Consider the following 17162-nt stretch of genomic DNA (forward strand, 5'->3'; position numbering starts at 1 on the left):
AATCGTGCCCGGCAAGGATCAGCCGAAGAGGCTTATTCGCACGTCAGCGTGCCGCCGGCAGGCAGCTCGTAGGTCGGCGCCTGGCCGGCAGCCGCTTCGCGATAGCGGATGAAGCAGCTGTTCTGGAGCGCAGTGTTGCCGACCACGCTGACCGGACGGATGGTCACGGTCGTGTTAGTGGAGGTGATCTGGTAATCAGCCGCGTTCAGGCCGGCAGCAGTGGCTAACGCGTCCTCTGCGCTCGGGTAGCCGTTGGTGAGGTTGACAACCACACCCTCGACGGTGATCGTGTCTGCGGACGGATTGATCAGCGCTTGGCCATGGATCATCGCCGCCGTCGCATTCAGTGCGCCGCGGGCCGCCTGCAGGCTGGCCACGCGGGCGTCGCCGCCCAGGCTCGCGAATTTCGGCAGCGCGGTCGCCGCCAGGATGCCCAGGATCACGATCACCACGATCAGTTCGATCAGCGTGAAACCGCCTTGCGCGCCTTTGGTGAAGCTTTTGTTCATCAGGTTCTCTCCGTGTAGAGTGCGGGCATAAACCGCGCTTTTGCTAATTATTGGTGGACGCATGCAGCTCGACTTCGCCGAGTACCAGGCCCTGCAGGTGCCCGCTTTGCCCGTCGATATCGACTGGATGCGGCGCGCGTGACAATTTTACCTTGAACTTAAGCAATTTTGATGACCCTGAGGAAAAAGTGTCGCTCCTGAGCAAATAATTGATGCTGCGATCGCTGCGATCGAAAAACCACGCGCCTTTTTCCAGCTCGGCCAGGTCCGGCGTGTAGTATTCGCCCAGGTAATTCACGGGCTTCCGGTCCAGCCACCTGATCGGGTTTTCCTGCGCCAGCGCCGCCAGGCTTGCCCTGGTCGGCGCCTGGGCCGCGCGGGCGGCGAGCGCGGTGCGCAGCGCGCCGACCACGTGATAGGCCGCCGTGCGCTCCGACTGGACCCGGTAGTCCAGCAGCCGCAGCAGCAGCATGCCGGCCAGGAGCGCCACCAGCGCCGCGCACACGGCGAACTCGAAGCGCGTGGCCCCGCCCGCCCGCGCCAGGCCGCTCATTTCGGATGCAGGGCGGCCTTGCCCAGGTCCCAGATCGGCAGGAAGATGCCCAGCGCCAGCACCAGCACCATCGCCCCCAGGAAGGTGATCAGGATCGGCTCGATCTGGCTCGACAGGGTCTTCAGTTCGTAGTCGACCTCGCGCTCGTACATCTGCGCGATCTCGTCCATCAGGTCGTCGAGCGAGCCGGTTTCCTCGCCCACGGCGATCATCTGCAGCACGATCGGCGTGAACACGCTGGCCGCCGTCGAGGTACGCAGGATGCTCTCGCCGCGCTCGACGCCGTCGCGCATCTGCTCGATGCGCGCGCTCAGCCAGGCGTTGTCGGCGGTCTGCGCCACCACGGTGAGCGCCTGCACGATCGGCACGCCGCTGCGGATCGACAGCGCGAAGCTGCGCGCGAAGCGCGCCACGGTCGCCTTGTGGATGATCTTGCCGGCGATCGGGATGCGCAGCTTGCGCCGGTCCCAGGACAGGCGCCCCGCGGGCGTCCGCACCCAGGAGCGGAAGCCGAAGACGGCGCACAGCGCGATCCCCGCCATGGCCGGCCAGTAGGCCACCGTGAACTGCGAGGACGACAGCAGGATGCGCGTCATCAGCGGCAGTTCGGCGTTGAAGGACTTGAACACCGCCGCGAACTGCGGGATCACGAACATGTTGACGACCACCATCGCGATCGCCATGGCGATGACGACGAAGCTGGGATAGCGCAGCGCGGTCTTGACCCGCTCGCGCATGCCGCGGTCGAACTCGAGGTGGTCGAACAGCCGCAGGAAGACTTCTTCCAGGCGCCCGGTCATCTCCCCCACCTTGACCATCGACAGGTAGAAGGCCGAGAAGCACTGGGGATGGCGCGCCATGGCCGCCGACAGCTCGCGGCCGGCGTCGAGCGACTCGCGCAGGTCCTTGATCACGCGCGCGAAGGACTTGTTGATGGCCGATTCCTGCAGGCCGGCCAGCCCGCGCATGATCGGCACGCCCGACTTGAGCAGGGTGTGGATCTGGCGGCTGAACAGCTGCACATCCATCGAGCCGACCTTCTTCTCGGTCAGGCGCGCCAGCAGGCCGTTGCCGCCGCCGGCCGCGGTCTTGCGGGTGGGGGTGATCTCGACCGGCGTGGCGCCGCTGCCGAACAGCTGGTCGGCCACCGCCGAACTGTCGGCGCCTTCCAGCACGCCCTGCAGCAATTCGCCGCGCGCGTTGCGGGCCTTGTAGGCGAAGAAGGGCATTATTCCTCGACCTGGTGGCTGACCCGCATCGCCTCGGCGATGGTGCTGCGGCCCTGCACCGCCAGGCCGACCGCGTGGCGGCGCAGCGTCTCGCCCTTCATCTCGGCGTGCGCCACCTTCAGGAAGTGGCCCGGATCCGGGTGGTTGGCGGCGTCGGTCACGGCGCGCGTCATCTCCAGCAGCTCGTAGACGCCGGTACGGCCGCGGTAGCCGGTGCCGTTGCAGTGCGAGCAGCCGCGCCCGTGGAAGAAGGGCGTGGTCTCGGCGTGCGCGCCCAGCTCCGCGCGCAGCCAGTTGATTTCAGGCGCTTGCGGCTGGTACGGGGTGGAGCAGCTCTCGCAGATCACGCGCACCAGGCGCTGGGCCAGCACCGCCTGCAGCGAGCCGCCCACCATGTAGCGCGGCACGCCCATGTCCATCAGGCGCAGCGGGGTGCTGGCGGCGTCGTTGGTGTGCAGGGTCGAGAGCACCAGGTGGCCGGTCATCGCGGCGCGCAGGCCGATCTGGGCGGTTTCCTGGTCGCGCATCTCGCCGACCAGCACGATGTCCGGATCCTGGCGCAGCGCCGAGCGCAGCACGCGCGCGAAGCTCAGGTCGATCTTGTCGTTCACCTGCACCTGGTTGATGCCGGGCAGGCGGTACTCGACCGGGTCCTCGACCGTGATCAGCTTCTTCTCGACCGAATTCAGCTCGGACAGCGCGCTGTACAGGGTGGTGGTCTTGCCGCTGCCGGTCGGGCCGGTCACCAGCACCAGGCCGTTCGGGCGCTGGACGATGGCGCGGAAGCGCTCCACGATCCGTGGCGGCATGCCGATCGCGTCCAGGCGCAGGGTGGTGCCGACCTGGTTCAGCAGGCGCATGACCACCGACTCGCCGTACTGGGTCGGCATGGTCGAGATACGCACGTCGATGCGCTGGTTGCGCACCTTGACCGCGAAGCGGCCGTCCTGCGGCAGGCGTTTTTCCGAGATATCGAGGTCGGCCATCAGCTTCAGGCGCAGGGCCAGCGGGGTGGCGACCTTGAGGTCGGCTTCGGTCTGCAGGTGCAGCACGCCGTCGATGCGGAAGCGGATCGAGAGGCGGCCGTCCTGCGGCTCGATGTGGATGTCCGAGGCGCGCACCTGGGCGGCGTCGTCGAACACCGACTGCAGCAGCTTGACGATCGGCGCTTCTTCCAGCCCCGGGTTGGCGGCCAGCGCCCCGAAGTCGATCGAGGCGTCGCCCAGGTCGGCCTCGACCTCGCGCGCCAGTCCGGTGATCTCGCCGGTGCGGCGGTAGATGCGGTCGATCGCCCCCAGCACCTCGGTCTCGTTGACCACCGCCAGCTCGACGCCCTTCTTCAGCAGGCGCGCGATCTCGTCGTAGGCGAACAGGTCGGTCGGGTCGGAGACGCCGACCAGCATGTTCTCGCGGCGGTCTTCCAGCACCAGGGCGCGGAAGCGGCGCGCCGCCGTCTCCGGCAACAGGCGCACCAGCTCGGAATTGATGTTGTAGAACTTGAGGTGGATATAAGGGATGTTCAGCTGGCGTGCGAGCGCGCCCGAGATCTGCTCTTCGGTGACGTAGCCGTTCTCGACGAACACGCGGCCCAGCTTGCGCCCGGTGCGCGTCTGGTCCGCCAGCGCCTGCTGGAGCTGCTCCTCGCTCAGCAGCTTCTGCTGCATCAGCACTTCGCCGAGGCGGACTTTTTCTGGCCTTGCCATGACTTCCCTTCATCGTAATGTATTGCGGGCACAATTTTATGCCAGAAAGAATCATTGTGATGACGGGAAATGTCCGACTGTCTCCGTTTCGCCTCGCAAATACTTGTCGCCGGTGCAAGATGGCCAATATTAAACTTGGCACCGGCCCGCCTTGTCAGCGAGCACGATGCGACATTCGGGGTCAGATCTGTCATTCGGACACCGATCGAACACCTTTGCTTTACATCAAGATGCTGGTGTGTTTATCTCAAACTCGTCAATGCTTGGCTCACCAAAACCCGCGCATCACGGACAAGCTCGGAAAGAGGGGAAAGTCCCAGTATGCTAAAAACCGTGCTGAGATTTCGCAAAGATTGTGCGCCCATGTCCGAATGACAGACCTGACCCCGAATGCCACGATGGAACAGTTATTCGAGCAATACTGCAAAACACGTTCAAGTTTCGCCTTAAAATAGTACGCCCGTGCCTTTTCGGGCGCCAGTTCCTCCACAACAACCATTCGGAGACACGATGTACGAAGACATGATGGGGACCAAACCGGTGTCGGAGCGCCAGCAGTTCGATGCCGGCGCTTTGGACGCCTGGATGCGTGGGCACGTCGACGGCTATCCCGGCGGCCCCTTGCAGGTCGCGCAGTTCAAGGGCGGTCAGTCGAACCCGACCTTCCTCCTGGACGCGGGCGCCACCCGCTACGTGCTGCGCACCAAGCCCGGGCCGGCGGCGAAGCTGCTGCCCTCCGCGCATGCGATCGAGCGCGAATTCCGCGTCATGGGGGCGCTGCACGGCGCCGGCTTTCCGGCGCCGCGCCAGTTCGCGCTGTGCACCGACGAGTCGGTGATCGGGCGCGCCTTCTTCGTGATGGAGCATGTCGAGGGACGCGTCCTGTGGGAGCAGTCGCTGCCCGGCATGACGCCGGGAGAACGCGCCGCCATCTACGATGAGCTGAACCGCGTGATCGCGCGCCTGCACACGCTGGACTACGCCGCCCTCGGGCTGGCCGACTATGGCAAGCCGGGCAACTACTTCGCGCGCCAGATCGAGCGCTGGACCCGGCAGTACCAGGCCTCGGCCACCGAACCGATTCCCGAGATGGAGCGCCTGATCGCATGGCTGCCGGCGCACATCCCGGCGGGCGACGACACCAGCATCGTGCACGGCGACTACCGCCTCGACAACATGATCTTCCACCCCACCGAGCCGCGCATCCTCGCGGTGCTCGACTGGGAGCTGTCGACCCTGGGCCACCCGCTGGCCGACTTCTCCTACCACTGCATGAGCTGGCACATCCCGCCCGGCCAGTTCCGCGGCGTCGCGGGCCTGGACCTGGAAGCGCTCGGCATCCCTTCCCTGCCCGACTACGTGGCGCGCTACTGCGAACGCACCGGCAAGACGATCCGCGCAGAAGATTTCGATTTCTACCTGGCCTACAACATGTTCCGCCTGGCCGGCATCATGCAGGGCATCATGAAGCGCCATGTCGACGGCACCGCGTCCAGCGCCCAGGCGCTCGAGAACGGCAAGGCCGCGCGTCCGATGGCGGAGCTGGCGTGGCGCTTCGCCTCGCGCAGCCGCGCCCCGGTCACCAACCCATAACAGACCTCACGAGGACAAGCACATGGATTTCGCCTATTCCGAGCGCTGCCAGGAGCTGCGCACCCGCCTGCTCGCCTTCATGGACGAGCACATCTACCCGAACGAAGGCGCCTTCACCGAGGAAGTCGAACGCAACGGCCGCGAGCGCGGCAGCCGCTGGCAGCCGCTCGCGCTGATCGAGCGCCTGAAACCCCTGGCGCGCCAGCAGGGCCTGTGGAACCTGTTCCTGCCGAAGTCGGCGCGCGCCCCGCAAGGCCTGGCCAACCTCGACTATGCGCCGCTGTGCGAGATCATGGGCCGGGTGCCGTGGGCGCCCGAAGTCTTCAACTGCTCGGCGCCCGACACCGGCAACATGGAGACCCTGGAGCGCTACGCCGGCGAAGAACTCAAGCAGGCCTGGCTCGAGCCGCTGCTGCGCGGCGAGATCCGCTCGGCCTTCGCGATGACCGAGCCCGACGTCGCCTCGTCGGATGCGACCAACATCGCCACCCGCATCGAACGCGACGGCGACCACTACCTCATCAACGGCCACAAATGGTGGATCTCGGGCGCCGGCGATCCGCGCTGCCGGGTGTATATCGTGATGGGCAAGACCGACCCCGCGGCGGCCCGCCACCAGCAGCAGTCGATGATCGTGGTGCCGGCCGACACCCCGGGCATCACCGTGGTGCGCCCGCTGCCGGTGTTCGGCTACGACGACGCGCCCCACGGCCACTGCGAGATCCGCTTCGAGGACGTGCGGGTGCCGGCCGCCAACATGCTGCTGGGCGAAGGCCGCGGCTTCGAGATCGCCCAGGGCCGCCTCGGGCCGGGCCGCATCCACCACTGCATGCGCGCGGTCGGCGTGGCCGAGCGGGCGCTCGAACTGATGTGCCGCCGGCTCGGCAGCCGGGTCGCGTTCGGGCGCGTGCTCTCGGACCAGGGCGTCTGGCGCGAACGGATCGCCGAAGCGCGCATCCGGATCGACACCGCGCGCCTGCTCACCCTCAAGGCGGCCTACCTGATGGACACGGTGGGCAACAAGCACGCCCAGTCCGAGATCGCGATGATCAAGGTGCTGGCCCCGACGGTGGCCCAGGATGTGCTGGACTGGGCGATCCAGGCCCATGGCGCGGCCGGCGTCTCGGAGGAATTCCCGCTGGCCTACCAGTGGGCCGCGAACCGCACCCTGCGCCTGGCCGACGGTCCGGACGAGGTGCACCGCAACGCCATCGCGAAACTGGAACTGGCCAGGTACGGCTGAGCGCCAGGCCTTGCCCGGCCGCTGGCGGGCCTGGCGACGGGCCGCACGCCACCCGCTTTGCATACAGGTTGAGCTCAGCTACCATGGGGGCAGGCGGCGCGATCGCGCCGCTCCAACATGGGGGCAACCTTGCAGTTTTCCCGTCATTCGCTGCCGTCGATCCGGTCCAAGCTCTACATCCTGGTGCTGGCCTGCGTCCTGCCGATCCTGGTCGGCTACATGGCGCTCGCGCGCGACGCCGCCATCCGCGAGCGCGCCCACGTCGCGGAAGACGCGCAGACGGTGGCCCAGGTGCTGGCGGCGGCGGTCGACCGCGACCTCGACGCCGGCGAGACCGCCGCCCGCGTGCTCGCCAACTCGGCGCTGCTGGCGCGCGGCGACCTGGAGGGCTTCCACGTCGTCGCGCGCCAGCTGCTGCGCCCCGAATTCCCGGCCCAGGCGGTCGTGCTGAGCAGCCGCGACGGCACCCAGCTGGCGAATACCCGCTATCCCTACGGCGCCCCGCTGCCGCCCTCCGGCAATCCCCAGGACATCGAGCGCGTGTTCGCCAGCGGCGACGCGATCGCCTCGGGCCTGTACCGCACCGACGCCGACCAGTCCTTCGTCCTGTCGGTCGACGTGCCGGTCTGGAAGGATGGCAAGGTGAACTACGTGCTGTCGGTGCAGCTGCGCCCGAGACGGCTGGCCGAGCTGCTCGACAGCCAGCGCCTGCCGGACAGCTGGGTCGCCGAGATCTACGAGAAACGCCACCTGATGGTGTCGCGCAGCGCCGATCCGGGCGCCAACCTCGGTGCGCCGATGGCGCCCGCGCTGGCGGCCGAGGTGACCAGGCACGAGGCCGGCATCGTCCCGCTGAACCAGAGCGACGAGACGGCCGGCTACGCCGCCTTTGCCCGTTCGCCCAAGCACGACTGGGTGGTGGCGATCCGCTTCCCGCGCGAAGCCGCGCGCGAACTGCTCGGCCATTCGCTGGCGACGACCATGGTCGCGATCGCGGCCCTGCTGGCGCTCAGCCTGGGGCTGGCCTGGGCGCTCGGCGGCGCGATCGCGCGCGCGGTGCAGGGCCTGGCGGCGCCGGCCGAAAGCCTGGGACGGGGCGAACCGCTGGCGCTGCCGCCGCCCGAGATCCGCGAAGTCGACACCGTGGCCAGGGCCCTGCACCGGCTCGACACCGAACTGCAGGAATACCGCACCCGCCACGGCGCCCTGGTGGCGGCCCGCACCACCGAGCTGGAACGCTCGAAGGCCCAGCTCGAGATCGTGTACGCGACCGCCCCGGTCGGGCTGTGCTTCATGGACACCGACATGCGGATCGTGATGATCAACGACTACCTGGCCCGGGTCAACGCGCGGCCGGCGCACGAGCACATCGGCCATACCCTGACCGAACTGCTGGGCGAGGTCGGTCACGCGTTCGAGACCGGCTACCGCCGCGTGCTGGAAAACGGCCGCCCGGTGGTCGAGCAGGAAGCCACCGGCGAGGTGCCGGCCACGCCGGGCGTGCTGCGCCACTGGATCTCGAGCTACTACCCGGTGTTCGGGCCGGACCGGCAACTGGTCGGGGTGAACGCCGTGGTGCTCGACATCACCGAGCGCAAGCAGCAGGAGCAGCGCAACCGCGACAACGAAGAGATGTTCCGCGCCCTGTTCGAAGCCTCGGGCGACGCCCACGTGCTGGTGGCCTATGCGGCCGGCTTCGTCAGCGCCAACCAGGCGGCGGCCGACCTGTTCGGCTACGCCAGCGTCGACGAACTGCTGGACGAGTCGCCGGCAAGCACCGCGCCGCCGCTGCAGCTGGACGGCCGCAACAGCGAGGAAGCGGCGCTCGAGTACATGCGCCGCACCCTGACCGAAGGCCGGGTCCAGTTCGAATGGCTGCACAAGCGCGCCGACGGCAGCGTGTTCCATGCCGACGTGCTGCTCAACCGGGTCGATATCGGCGGCGTCGGCATGATGCAGGGCACCATCCGCGACATCAGCGCGCGGGTGGCGGCCGAGACCGCGCTGCGCGCCACCGGCGCCCGCCTGGCCCAGCGCGAACGCTTCCTGCGCACCGTCACCGACAACCTGCCGGCCCTGGTCGGCTACTGGGACGCCGAGGTGCGCTGCCAGTTCGCCAACCGTCCCTATCTCGAATGGCTCGGCCGCAGCGAGGAAGACACGCTCGGGCGCAGGGCCGAGGAAATCCTCGACGCCGCGCAGATCGAGCAGGTCCGCCCCTACCTCGACGGCGTGCTGGCCGGCGAGCCGCAAGCCTTCGAGCGCGAGCTGGCCAAGCCCGGCGGCACGTTCATTCATGCGTGGAGCAACTTCATCCCCGACATCGACGAAACCGGCCAGGTGCGCGGCTTCTACATGCTGGACGCCGACGTCACTGAACTCAAGCGCACCCAGTCGCAACTGGTCGAAGCCCTGGAGCAGGCGGAACAGGCCAGCCGCGCCAAGGGCGAGTTCCTGGCCAACATGAGCCACGAGCTGCGCACACCGATGAATGCGATCGTCGGGCTGGCGCGCCTGCTCGAGGAAGGCCAGCTGGGCCGGCGCGAGCGCGGCTACGTGGCGCGCATGAAGACGGCCGCGCACTCGCTGCTGGGCATGCTGAGCGACCTGCTCGATTTCTCGCGCATCGAGGCCGGCCGCCTGACCCTCGAGCGCACCGCCTTCCGGGTCGACGAAGTCCTGGCCAGCATTGCCGTGCTGACCGCCTCGAACGCCTGGGCCAAGGGCGTCGAGCCGGTGTTCGTGGTGGAGCCGGCCTCGCCCCCCGCGCTGCTGGGCGATCCGATGCGGCTGCAGCAGGTGCTGCTGAACCTGGTCGGGAATGCGGTCAAGTTCACCGAGCATGGCGAGATCGTGCTGTCGATCCAGGTGCGCGAGCGCGGCGCCGGCACGGTCACCCTGGCGTTTTCGGTGCGCGACACCGGCATCGGCATCGCCCCCGAACAGCAGGCCCGCATCTTCGAAGTCTTTTCCCAGGCCGACAGCTCGACCAGCCGCAAGTACGGCGGCGCCGGGCTCGGGCTGTCGATCGTGCGGCGCCTGGTGGAACTCGCGGGCGGCGCCCTGTCGGTGACCAGCGCGCCGGGCGCCGGCGCCGAATTCCGCTTCGAACTGCCCTTTGCGGTGGTGGACGAGGAGCCGGCCGCGCCGCCCACCGGCAGGCGCGCCCTGGCGGTGCTGGTCGCGGACGACAACGACAGCGCGCGCGCCGCCCTGGTCGCGGCCTGCGCCTCCTTCGGCTGGACCGTGGACAGCGTCCCCTCGGGCGCCGCGGCGCTGGAGCGGCTGCGCTCGGGCCAGCAGTACAACCTGGCCTTCCTCGACAGCGTCATGGACGACGTCGACGGCGTCACCGTGCTGTCCAGCGCGCGCGCCGGCGGCCTGGCCGCGCTGCCGCGCTTCTGCCTGCTGGCCGCCGATCCGGACGCCGACCGCCTGGCCGAGCTGGCCGGCCAGCTGCACGCCGACGCCGTGCTGGCCAAGCCCTTCACCATGACCACGCTGCGCATCGCCATCGAGCGCATGGTGGACGGCGGCCAGCACCCCGAGCCGGCGCGTTCGGCGCCGCTGTCCGCCCGCCTGCAGGGGATGCGCGTGCTGGTGGTCGAGGACAACCCAATCAACCAGGAAGTGGCCAGCCTGATCCTGACCCACGCCGGCGCCACGGTCGACATCGCCGACAACGGCCAGATCGCGGTCAGCATGCTGTCCGAACGCCCCGTCTACGACGCGATCCTGATGGACTTGCAGATGCCGGTGATGAACGGCTACGAGGCCGCGGCCGCGATCCGCGCCGCCGGCCTGACCATTCCGATCTTCGCGATGACCGCGAATGCGCTGGACGAGGACCGCCAGCGCTCGTTCGCGGCCGGCATGCAGGCCCACCTGGCCAAACCCATCGACGTCGACCAGCTGGTTGCCGCCCTGGAACAGATTGCCGTGCCGCACGCCGCGGCCATGGCGGAGCTCGCGCCCGCGCCGCCGCTCGCGATGCCGGTGCCGGGACAGCTCGACGGGATCGACCTGAAGGCGACCCTGCCCCGTTTCGCCGGCAGCTTCGAGCGCTTCGTCGCCGTGTTCACCCGTTTCGCGGCCGGCTACCCGGCCACCGTGGCCGAGCTGCGCACCCTGGTCGACGCCGGCGACCGCCAGGGCGCCCAACAGGTGGCGCACCGGCTGCGCGGCGTCGCCGGCAACCTGGGTGCCGACGCCGTGGCGCGCGGGGCGCACGAGCTGGAGCTGGCGCTGCGCGGCGCCGACCAGGCCACGGTCGTGCTGCGCGTGGCCGACGTGGTGCACGCCCTCGAGGACATGGCCCGCACCGCCGCCGAGCTCGAAGGGACGGGCGCCGCCCCCCTGCTCGATGCCGGCGCGAACGGCTGCGCGGTGGCGCTGAACGAATCGCTGGCGCGCCTGCTGCAACTGCTACAGAATAACAACATGAAGGCCATCGCCCAATTCGACGCCGTGCGGCCGGCGCTGGGGGCGCTGGCCAGTCCGGATGCCGTGGCCGCGCTGGCGGAGTCCGTCGGCTCGCTGCGTTTCGAGCAGGCCGCGCGGCAGGTGGAAGACCTCATGCAGCGGAGGGCGGAACCATGAGCTGGACTGAAATAGCGCTGAACGGCCGCGTCCTGGTGGTCGACGACGCGATGGAAAACATCCAGATCCTGCATGGGGCGCTGCAGGGCGAGCAGGAAGTGCTGTTCGCGCTGGACGGCTCGCGCGCGCTGGAACTGGCGCGCACCCAGCATCCCGACCTGATCCTGCTGGATGCCGTGATGCCCGGCATCGACGGCTATGCGGTGTGCGCGGCGCTGCAGGCCGGGCCGGAAACGCGCGACATCCCGGTCATCTTCGTCACCGCGCTGAATACGCCCGAGGACGAGACCCGGGCCCTGGCCGCCGGCGCCGCCGACTTCATCTCCAAGCCGGTGAACGCCGCCGTGGTGCGGGCGCGGGTGCGCACCCAGCTGACCGTCAAGCGCCAGGCCGACGCCCTGCGCGCCCTGACCCTGACCGACGCGCTGACCGGGGTGGCCAACCGGCGCGCCTTCGACGAACGCCTCGAGGCCGAGTGGCGGCGCTGCGCGCGCGCGGGACTGCCGGTGGCCCTGATCCTGGTCGACGTCGACCACTTCAAGCTGTACAACGATTACTACGGACACCAGGCCGGCGACGCCTGCCTGGTGCAGGTCGCGGCCGCGCTGCGGCGCGGCGCCAGCCGCACCCACGACCTGGTGAGCCGCTACGGGGGCGAGGAATTCGCGGTGCTGCTGCCCCAGCTCGACGCGAAAGGCGCGGAAGGGGTCGCGCGGCGCCTGCTGGACTCGCTGGCCCAGCTGCACCTGCCGCACGCGGCCTCGCCGACCTCGCCCAACCTGACCGTCAGCATGGGCCTGTGCAGCTTCGTGCCGCAGGAGGGCCAGCCCGCTACGACCCTGGTCGCGGAAGCCGACACCCTGCTCTACCAGGCCAAGGCCGGAGGGCGCAACCAGTACCGCATGTGCGCCAACGGCGCCAATGCCGCTCAGACGTAGCAGCGGATCAGGAATTCGGCCACGCACACGGGGCGGTCCCCGCCTTCGCGCTCGATGCTCGCGTCCCAGGTCAGCTGCAGGCCGCCGGCGACCGGATCGACCGCCGCCAGGGTCCAGCGCGCCCGCACCCGGCTGCCGGACGGCAGCGGCGCCGGAAAGCGCACCTTGTTCAGCCCGTAATTGACGCCCATGCGCATGCCGCCGATGGCCAGCGCGCTCTCCAGCATGGCCGGCAGCAGCGACAGGGTCAGGAAACCGTGGGCCACCGGCCCGCCGAAAGGCGACTCGCGCCGGCAGCGCTCCGGGTCGACATGGATCCACTGGCGGTCGTCGGTGGCCTCGGCAAAGGCCCCGATGCGGCCCTGGCCGACGTCGAACCAGTCGGACACCGCCACCTCGGCGCCCGCCAGCGCCGCCAGTTCGCCGAGTTGCAGGGACCTAGGCATCGGCGCCTCCCTGCGGCCGGCGGCCGAACATGCTCATGCCCTCGATGGTGCAGACTTCCTCGCCGTGCTGGTTGGTGGCCACCCATTTCGACCACACCACGCCGCGGTCGGGCTTGGTAGCCGAGGCCTTGACCTGCTGGGTGACATAGCGCACCCGCAGGGTGTCGCCGCCGCGCACCGGCTGGCGCCAGCGCACGCTGTCCAGGCCGGGCGAGCCCATGCCCGAGGAGGACAGCAGCAGCCCGTCGACCACCATCCGCATGATCATGCTGCAGGTATGCCAGCCGCTGGCGATCACGCCGCCGTAGATCGAGGCGCCCGCTGCTTCGTGGTCGACGTGGAAGGGTTGCGGATCGAACTGGCGCGCGAACGCGATGATCTCTTCTTCCGTCACGCCGCGTTCGCCCAGGTCGATTTCCTGGCCGGGATGGAAGTCCTCGAAATACCATTGCCTGCTCATGCCGCCTCCGCGCGGAAACCCGGCTGCGCGATGAAGCGCGCCAGGTGGTGATCGCTGTCGCCGAGCGTGAGTTCGATCATCGCCAGGCGCTTGAAATAGTGGGACGCCGCCAGCTCGTCGGTCACCCCCATGCCGCCATGCAGCTGGACCGCCTGCTGGCCGATGAAGCGCGCCGCCTGGCCGACCCGGTACTTGGCGGCCGAGACGGCGCGCCGGCGTTCTTCCGCATCGTCGCCCGCCAGCCGCATCGCCGCCAGCAGCGCCATCGAGCGCGCCTGCTCCAGGTGCATATACATGTCGGCCATGCGGTGCTGCAGCGACTGGAACTTGCCGATCGGGACGCCGAACTGCTGGCGCGTCTTCAGGTAGTCGAACGTGGCGTCGAACAGCGCCTGCATGGCGCCCAGCGCCTCCGCGCACAGCAGCGCTGCGCCGTAGTCGAGCGCCGCGTCGAGGATGGCCATGCCCTCGCCCTCGGCGCCGATGCGCGCGCCGGCCGGCACCACGACACCATCGAGCACCACGTCGGCGGCGCGCATGCCGTCGAGCGTGCGGTAGCCCGTCACGCGCAGGCCGGGGCTGTCGGCGGGCACCGCGAACAGGGTGATGCCGTCCGCGTCGCGCTGCTGGCCCCTGCTCCGCGCCGTGACCACCAGCACGCCGGCCTCGACGCCGTGCAGCACGACCTTCTTCTCGCCGCTCAGGCGATAACCGTCCCCGTGCGCTTCGGCGCGGGTGGCGATGTCGGTCATGTCGTGGCGCGACTGGCGCTCGCCCAGGGCGCAGGCCAGTTTCAACGCGCCGCCGGCCACCTGCTCGAGCAGCTCGCCATGGCCGCCGCCGAGGCGCAGGAATTCGGCGCCCAGCACCGTGGCCAGGTAGGGCTCGACCACCAGGCCGCGCCCCAGCTCCTGCATCACGACGAACATGTCGACCGCGCTGCCGTCGAAGCCGCCGTGCTGTTCTGGCACCGGCAGGGCCGTCATCCCCAGTTCGGCGAGCGTGGCCCAGGCGGCGTCGGAGACGCCGGCTTCCGAGCGCACGATGGCGCGGCGCGCCTCGAAACCGTAGTCGCGGCCGATCCAGCGCCTGAGCGCATCGGCGAACTGGAGCTGCTCTTCCTTGAAATTGAAATTCATCTCGGTCCCCTCACAGCCCCAGGATCATCTGGGTGATGATGTTACGCTGGATCTCGTTCGATCCGCCATAGATCGAGGTCTTGCGGTAATTGAAGTAGTACGACGCCAGCGGGGCCGCGTCGTCGTCGCCGGCCAGGCTGTGTTCGCGCTCGCCCTCGAGATAGGCCGCATCGAAGGGCAGCGCCATCGGCCCGGCCGCCTCGACCATCAGTTCGGTCAGGCCCTGCTGGATCTCGGTGCCCTTGACCTTCAGCACCGAGGCTTCCGGTCCCGGCGCCTGGTCCTCGCGCGCCAGCACGCGCAGCACGGTCATCTCGAGCGCCATCAGTTCGATCTCGAGGGCGGCCACCCTGGCCGCGAACAGCGGGTCCTCGATCAGCGGCCTGCCGCTCTTCTGCTCGCGCGCGGCCAGGCGCTTGACGAAGGCCAGTTCGCGCTTCGCCACGCCGACGGCGGCGATGTTGGTGCGCTCGTGCCCGAGCAGGTACTTGGCATAGGTCCAGCCGCGGTTTTCCTGGCCGACCAGGTTGGCCACCGGCACCCGCACGTTATCGAAGAATACCTCGTTCACTTCGTGGTCTTCGTCGAGCATGATGATCGGGCGCACGGTAACACCCGGCGCATGCATGTCGACCAGCAGGAAGGAGATGCCTTCCTGCTTGCGCACGCCCTGGTCGGTGCGCACCAGGCAGAAGATCATGTCCGCATACTGGGCCAGGGTGGTCCAGGTCTTCTGGCCGTTGACGATGTAGTGGTCGCCGTCGCGCACGGCGGTGGTCTTCAGCGAGGCGAGGTCGGAGCCGGCGCCCGGTTCCGAATAGCCCTGGCACCACCAGTCCTCGCAGGACAGGATACGCGGGAGATAGTAGTCCTTCTGAGCCTGGTTGCCGAAAGCCATGATCACCGGCGCCACCATGTTGATGCCGAACGGCATGACCCGCGGCGTGCCGGCCAGGGCGCATTCTTCATCGAAGAGATGGCGCTGGAGCGGAGTCCAGCCCGGACCGCCGAATTCGGCCGGCCAGCCCGGCGCCACCCAGCCTTGCCTGGCCAGGATGCGATGCCAGCGGACGTAGTCGTCCTTGCTCAGGCGCCGATGCCTGCGCACCTTGTCCTGAATATCGAGCGGTAGATGGGAATCGAGGAAGGCGCGGACCTGGTCGCGAAAGGCTAGGTCCTCGTCCGTGTAGTGCAGGTCCATGTCGTCTCCTTGTTATTGTCGCCATAAATAGCACGATCGTTCACAAGGATTGTACCTGAATTGCGTGGGCTGCCAAGCAGCCTGTTGAGCTGACGCAAGCCCGGGGCGGCGCTTGCGCCTTGCGCTATCAGCGGACGCGGCGACGCGCCAGTGCGCCTGCGCCCAGCAGGCCGGCCAGCATCAGCGCGATCGAGGATGGTTCGGGCACTTCGCCGCTCGGGGTGTCGCCCTCATCAGGCAGGCTGCCGACCGGCGTATCGCCCGGCTGGTCCAGGATCGGGTCGGAACCGCCGACCGGAGGGATGTCGTTGCCGCCGCCGCCCGTGTTACCGCCGCCTGGGTTTCCAGCGCCTGGATTTCCACCGCCTGTGTTTCCACCGCCACCAGTGTTGCCGCCACCACCAGGTTTTCCACCGCCGCCGGTGTTGCCGCCGACCTGGTTGCCGCCTCCGACGCCCGGGGTCACGACCACGCCATCGTTCGAGCCGACGACGGAGACGCCATTGCCGAGACGGGCTGCCAGCAGGCCATGGCCTGAACCCAGCAGGTAGTTGCCTTCGATGCCGCGCTGGAAGAACAGCTTGGTCTGGCCGTCGGCCTGGGCAAGGCTCGCGCTCGCTTTGCCGTAGAGCACGTCAGCCAGGCTGGCGTTCGCGCTACCCGCACTGTGCGCGATGCCGCCGATCAGATTCACATTGCCGCCCAGGACACCGGAACCCAGTACATCCGTTCCCTTGTCCGTGGTCCAGCCGGACAGGAAACCCGGCTGTGAAGTCGAGACAACTTCTGCCTGTGCAACACCTGCGCTGGCCAGCAGCGCAGCAACAACGAGGTAGCGAATTGCCATAGCGATAACTCCTCTAAGGATGATTGATTATTATTGTTACAACTGTAGAGTTATCGTATCACAAACATAAAAGCGCTAACTTTTGACGGGACGCAAACTGTGCATATCCATTCACTATAGAGCAATAGGGTTGCCATACCTCCGTCGGTCAATCGCTGGAATGAATAATCTTTTATACAAGCGTTTTATAGAATTGCTAGCACGGCTGTACCGCACTCTACGAGAAATATTTATTGTTATAAATTTTCTATTTGTTACTTATGTGAAAGTGCAGAACCACGAACGAGCGAATCCTTGTATCGGCCGGCCAAAACACAAAGGCTCTGTTCGCGTTAAATCTGGAAACCCATCAGGCTAGTGGCTGTCCAACCCGTTGTCGTGGTAACTCAGCGGGGAGCGAGCGATGGGCGGGCATATACCGGCACGGCGCCGGCCTGGCGAAGCCGATGCCGCGGGACGGAACGTCGACGAGGCACTGGATGCGTTGCAACAGCTAGCCCTGTCCGCCGATCAGCTGACGCAACTGCGCAGCTGGCTCGACGGCCTCGACCGACCCTGCCTCGACCTGATCGAGCAGGCCCGCCCTCCCGCGTGCCCGCATTGCGGCTGCCCGCGCTCGCACCGCTACGGCCAGGCGAACGGCCTGCGGCGCTTCCGCTGCACCCGCTGCCGGCGCAGCTATAACGCGCTGACCGGCACGCC

Annotated in this window: 14 protein-coding genes; 5 read left to right on the plus strand and 9 right to left on the minus strand. The window is 68.3% G+C overall.

The window, feature by feature from the left end; translation table 11 throughout:
• Positions 1 to 32: 32 nt before the first annotated feature.
• The 4 genes from H162_RS35625 to H162_RS0104100 are packed head-to-tail and all read right to left on the minus strand — an operon-like array spanning position 33 to position 3994.
• On the minus strand, positions 33 to 509 hold the full coding sequence (locus H162_RS35625; RefSeq protein WP_020652176.1) for a type II secretion system protein: 477 nt from the start codon (positions 507 to 509) through the stop codon (positions 33 to 35).
• Positions 510 to 552: 43 nt separating this feature from the next.
• Complete coding sequence (locus tag H162_RS0104090; protein ID WP_020652177.1) at positions 553 to 1062, minus strand: hypothetical protein; 510 nt, start codon at positions 1060 to 1062, stop codon at positions 553 to 555.
• A complete protein-coding gene (locus tag H162_RS0104095; RefSeq protein ID WP_020652178.1) occupies positions 1059 to 2291 on the minus strand; it encodes a type II secretion system F family protein in 1233 nt (410 codons plus the stop codon). Before H162_RS0104095 ends, H162_RS0104090 begins: the two co-directional genes overlap by 4 nt.
• Entirely contained in the window at positions 2291 to 3994 is a 1704-nt protein-coding gene (locus tag H162_RS0104100) for a GspE/PulE family protein (protein ID WP_020652179.1), read from the minus strand. Before H162_RS0104100 ends, H162_RS0104095 begins: the two co-directional genes overlap by 1 nt.
• A gap of 510 nt (positions 3995 to 4504) precedes the next feature.
• Between H162_RS0104100 and H162_RS0104105 the strand changes: the two genes are divergently transcribed.
• From H162_RS0104105 to H162_RS0104120, 4 genes are all read left to right on the plus strand, one after another.
• Positions 4505 to 5587, plus strand: a complete 1083-nt coding sequence (locus H162_RS0104105) for a phosphotransferase (RefSeq protein WP_020652180.1) — start codon at positions 4505 to 4507, stop codon at positions 5585 to 5587.
• Between the two features lie 22 nt (positions 5588 to 5609).
• On the plus strand, positions 5610 to 6830 hold the full coding sequence (locus H162_RS30080) for an acyl-CoA dehydrogenase family protein (protein WP_020652181.1): 1221 nt from the start codon (positions 5610 to 5612) through the stop codon (positions 6828 to 6830).
• A 129-nt stretch (positions 6831 to 6959) separates the two neighbouring features.
• The gene (locus H162_RS34680) at positions 6960 to 11429 is read left to right on the plus strand and encodes a response regulator (RefSeq protein ID WP_020652182.1); all 4470 of its coding nucleotides are present in this window, start codon (positions 6960 to 6962) and stop codon (positions 11427 to 11429) included.
• Entirely contained in the window at positions 11426 to 12367 is a 942-nt protein-coding gene (locus H162_RS0104120) for a diguanylate cyclase domain-containing protein (protein WP_020652183.1), read from the plus strand. The genes H162_RS34680 and H162_RS0104120 overlap by 4 nt, the downstream gene beginning before the upstream one ends.
• Here H162_RS0104120 and H162_RS0104125 read toward each other — a convergent pair.
• The 5 genes from H162_RS0104125 to H162_RS30085 all read right to left on the minus strand — a co-directional run bounded on the left by H162_RS0104125 (position 12358) and on the right by H162_RS30085 (position 16460).
• Positions 12358 to 12813, minus strand: a complete 456-nt coding sequence (locus H162_RS0104125; RefSeq protein ID WP_020652184.1) for a MaoC family dehydratase — start codon at positions 12811 to 12813, stop codon at positions 12358 to 12360. The genes H162_RS0104120 and H162_RS0104125 overlap by 10 nt on opposite strands.
• The gene (locus H162_RS0104130) at positions 12806 to 13273 is read right to left on the minus strand and encodes a MaoC family dehydratase (protein ID WP_020652185.1); all 468 of its coding nucleotides are present in this window, start codon (positions 13271 to 13273) and stop codon (positions 12806 to 12808) included. The genes H162_RS0104125 and H162_RS0104130 overlap by 8 nt, the downstream gene beginning before the upstream one ends.
• A complete protein-coding gene (locus tag H162_RS0104135) occupies positions 13270 to 14412 on the minus strand; it encodes an acyl-CoA dehydrogenase family protein (protein WP_020652186.1) in 1143 nt (380 codons plus the stop codon). The genes H162_RS0104130 and H162_RS0104135 overlap by 4 nt, the downstream gene beginning before the upstream one ends.
• A gap of 10 nt (positions 14413 to 14422) precedes the next feature.
• Positions 14423 to 15613 (minus strand): acyl-CoA dehydrogenase family protein, encoded by a 1191-nt coding sequence (locus tag H162_RS0104140; RefSeq protein ID WP_020652187.1) that lies wholly within the window; start codon positions 15611 to 15613, stop codon positions 14423 to 14425.
• A gap of 127 nt (positions 15614 to 15740) precedes the next feature.
• A complete protein-coding gene (locus H162_RS30085) occupies positions 15741 to 16460 on the minus strand; it encodes a PEP-CTERM sorting domain-containing protein (protein WP_156885458.1) in 720 nt (239 codons plus the stop codon).
• A gap of 484 nt (positions 16461 to 16944) precedes the next feature.
• Between H162_RS30085 and H162_RS35630 the strand changes: the two genes are divergently transcribed.
• The coding region (locus H162_RS35630) for an IS1/IS1595 family N-terminal zinc-binding domain-containing protein (RefSeq protein ID WP_026354200.1) at positions 16945 to 17162 on the plus strand (218 nt) is incomplete at its 3' end.

The organism is Massilia niastensis DSM 21313 (assembly GCF_000382345.1).
Classification (GTDB): domain Bacteria; phylum Pseudomonadota; class Gammaproteobacteria; order Burkholderiales; family Burkholderiaceae_D; genus Telluria; species Telluria niastensis.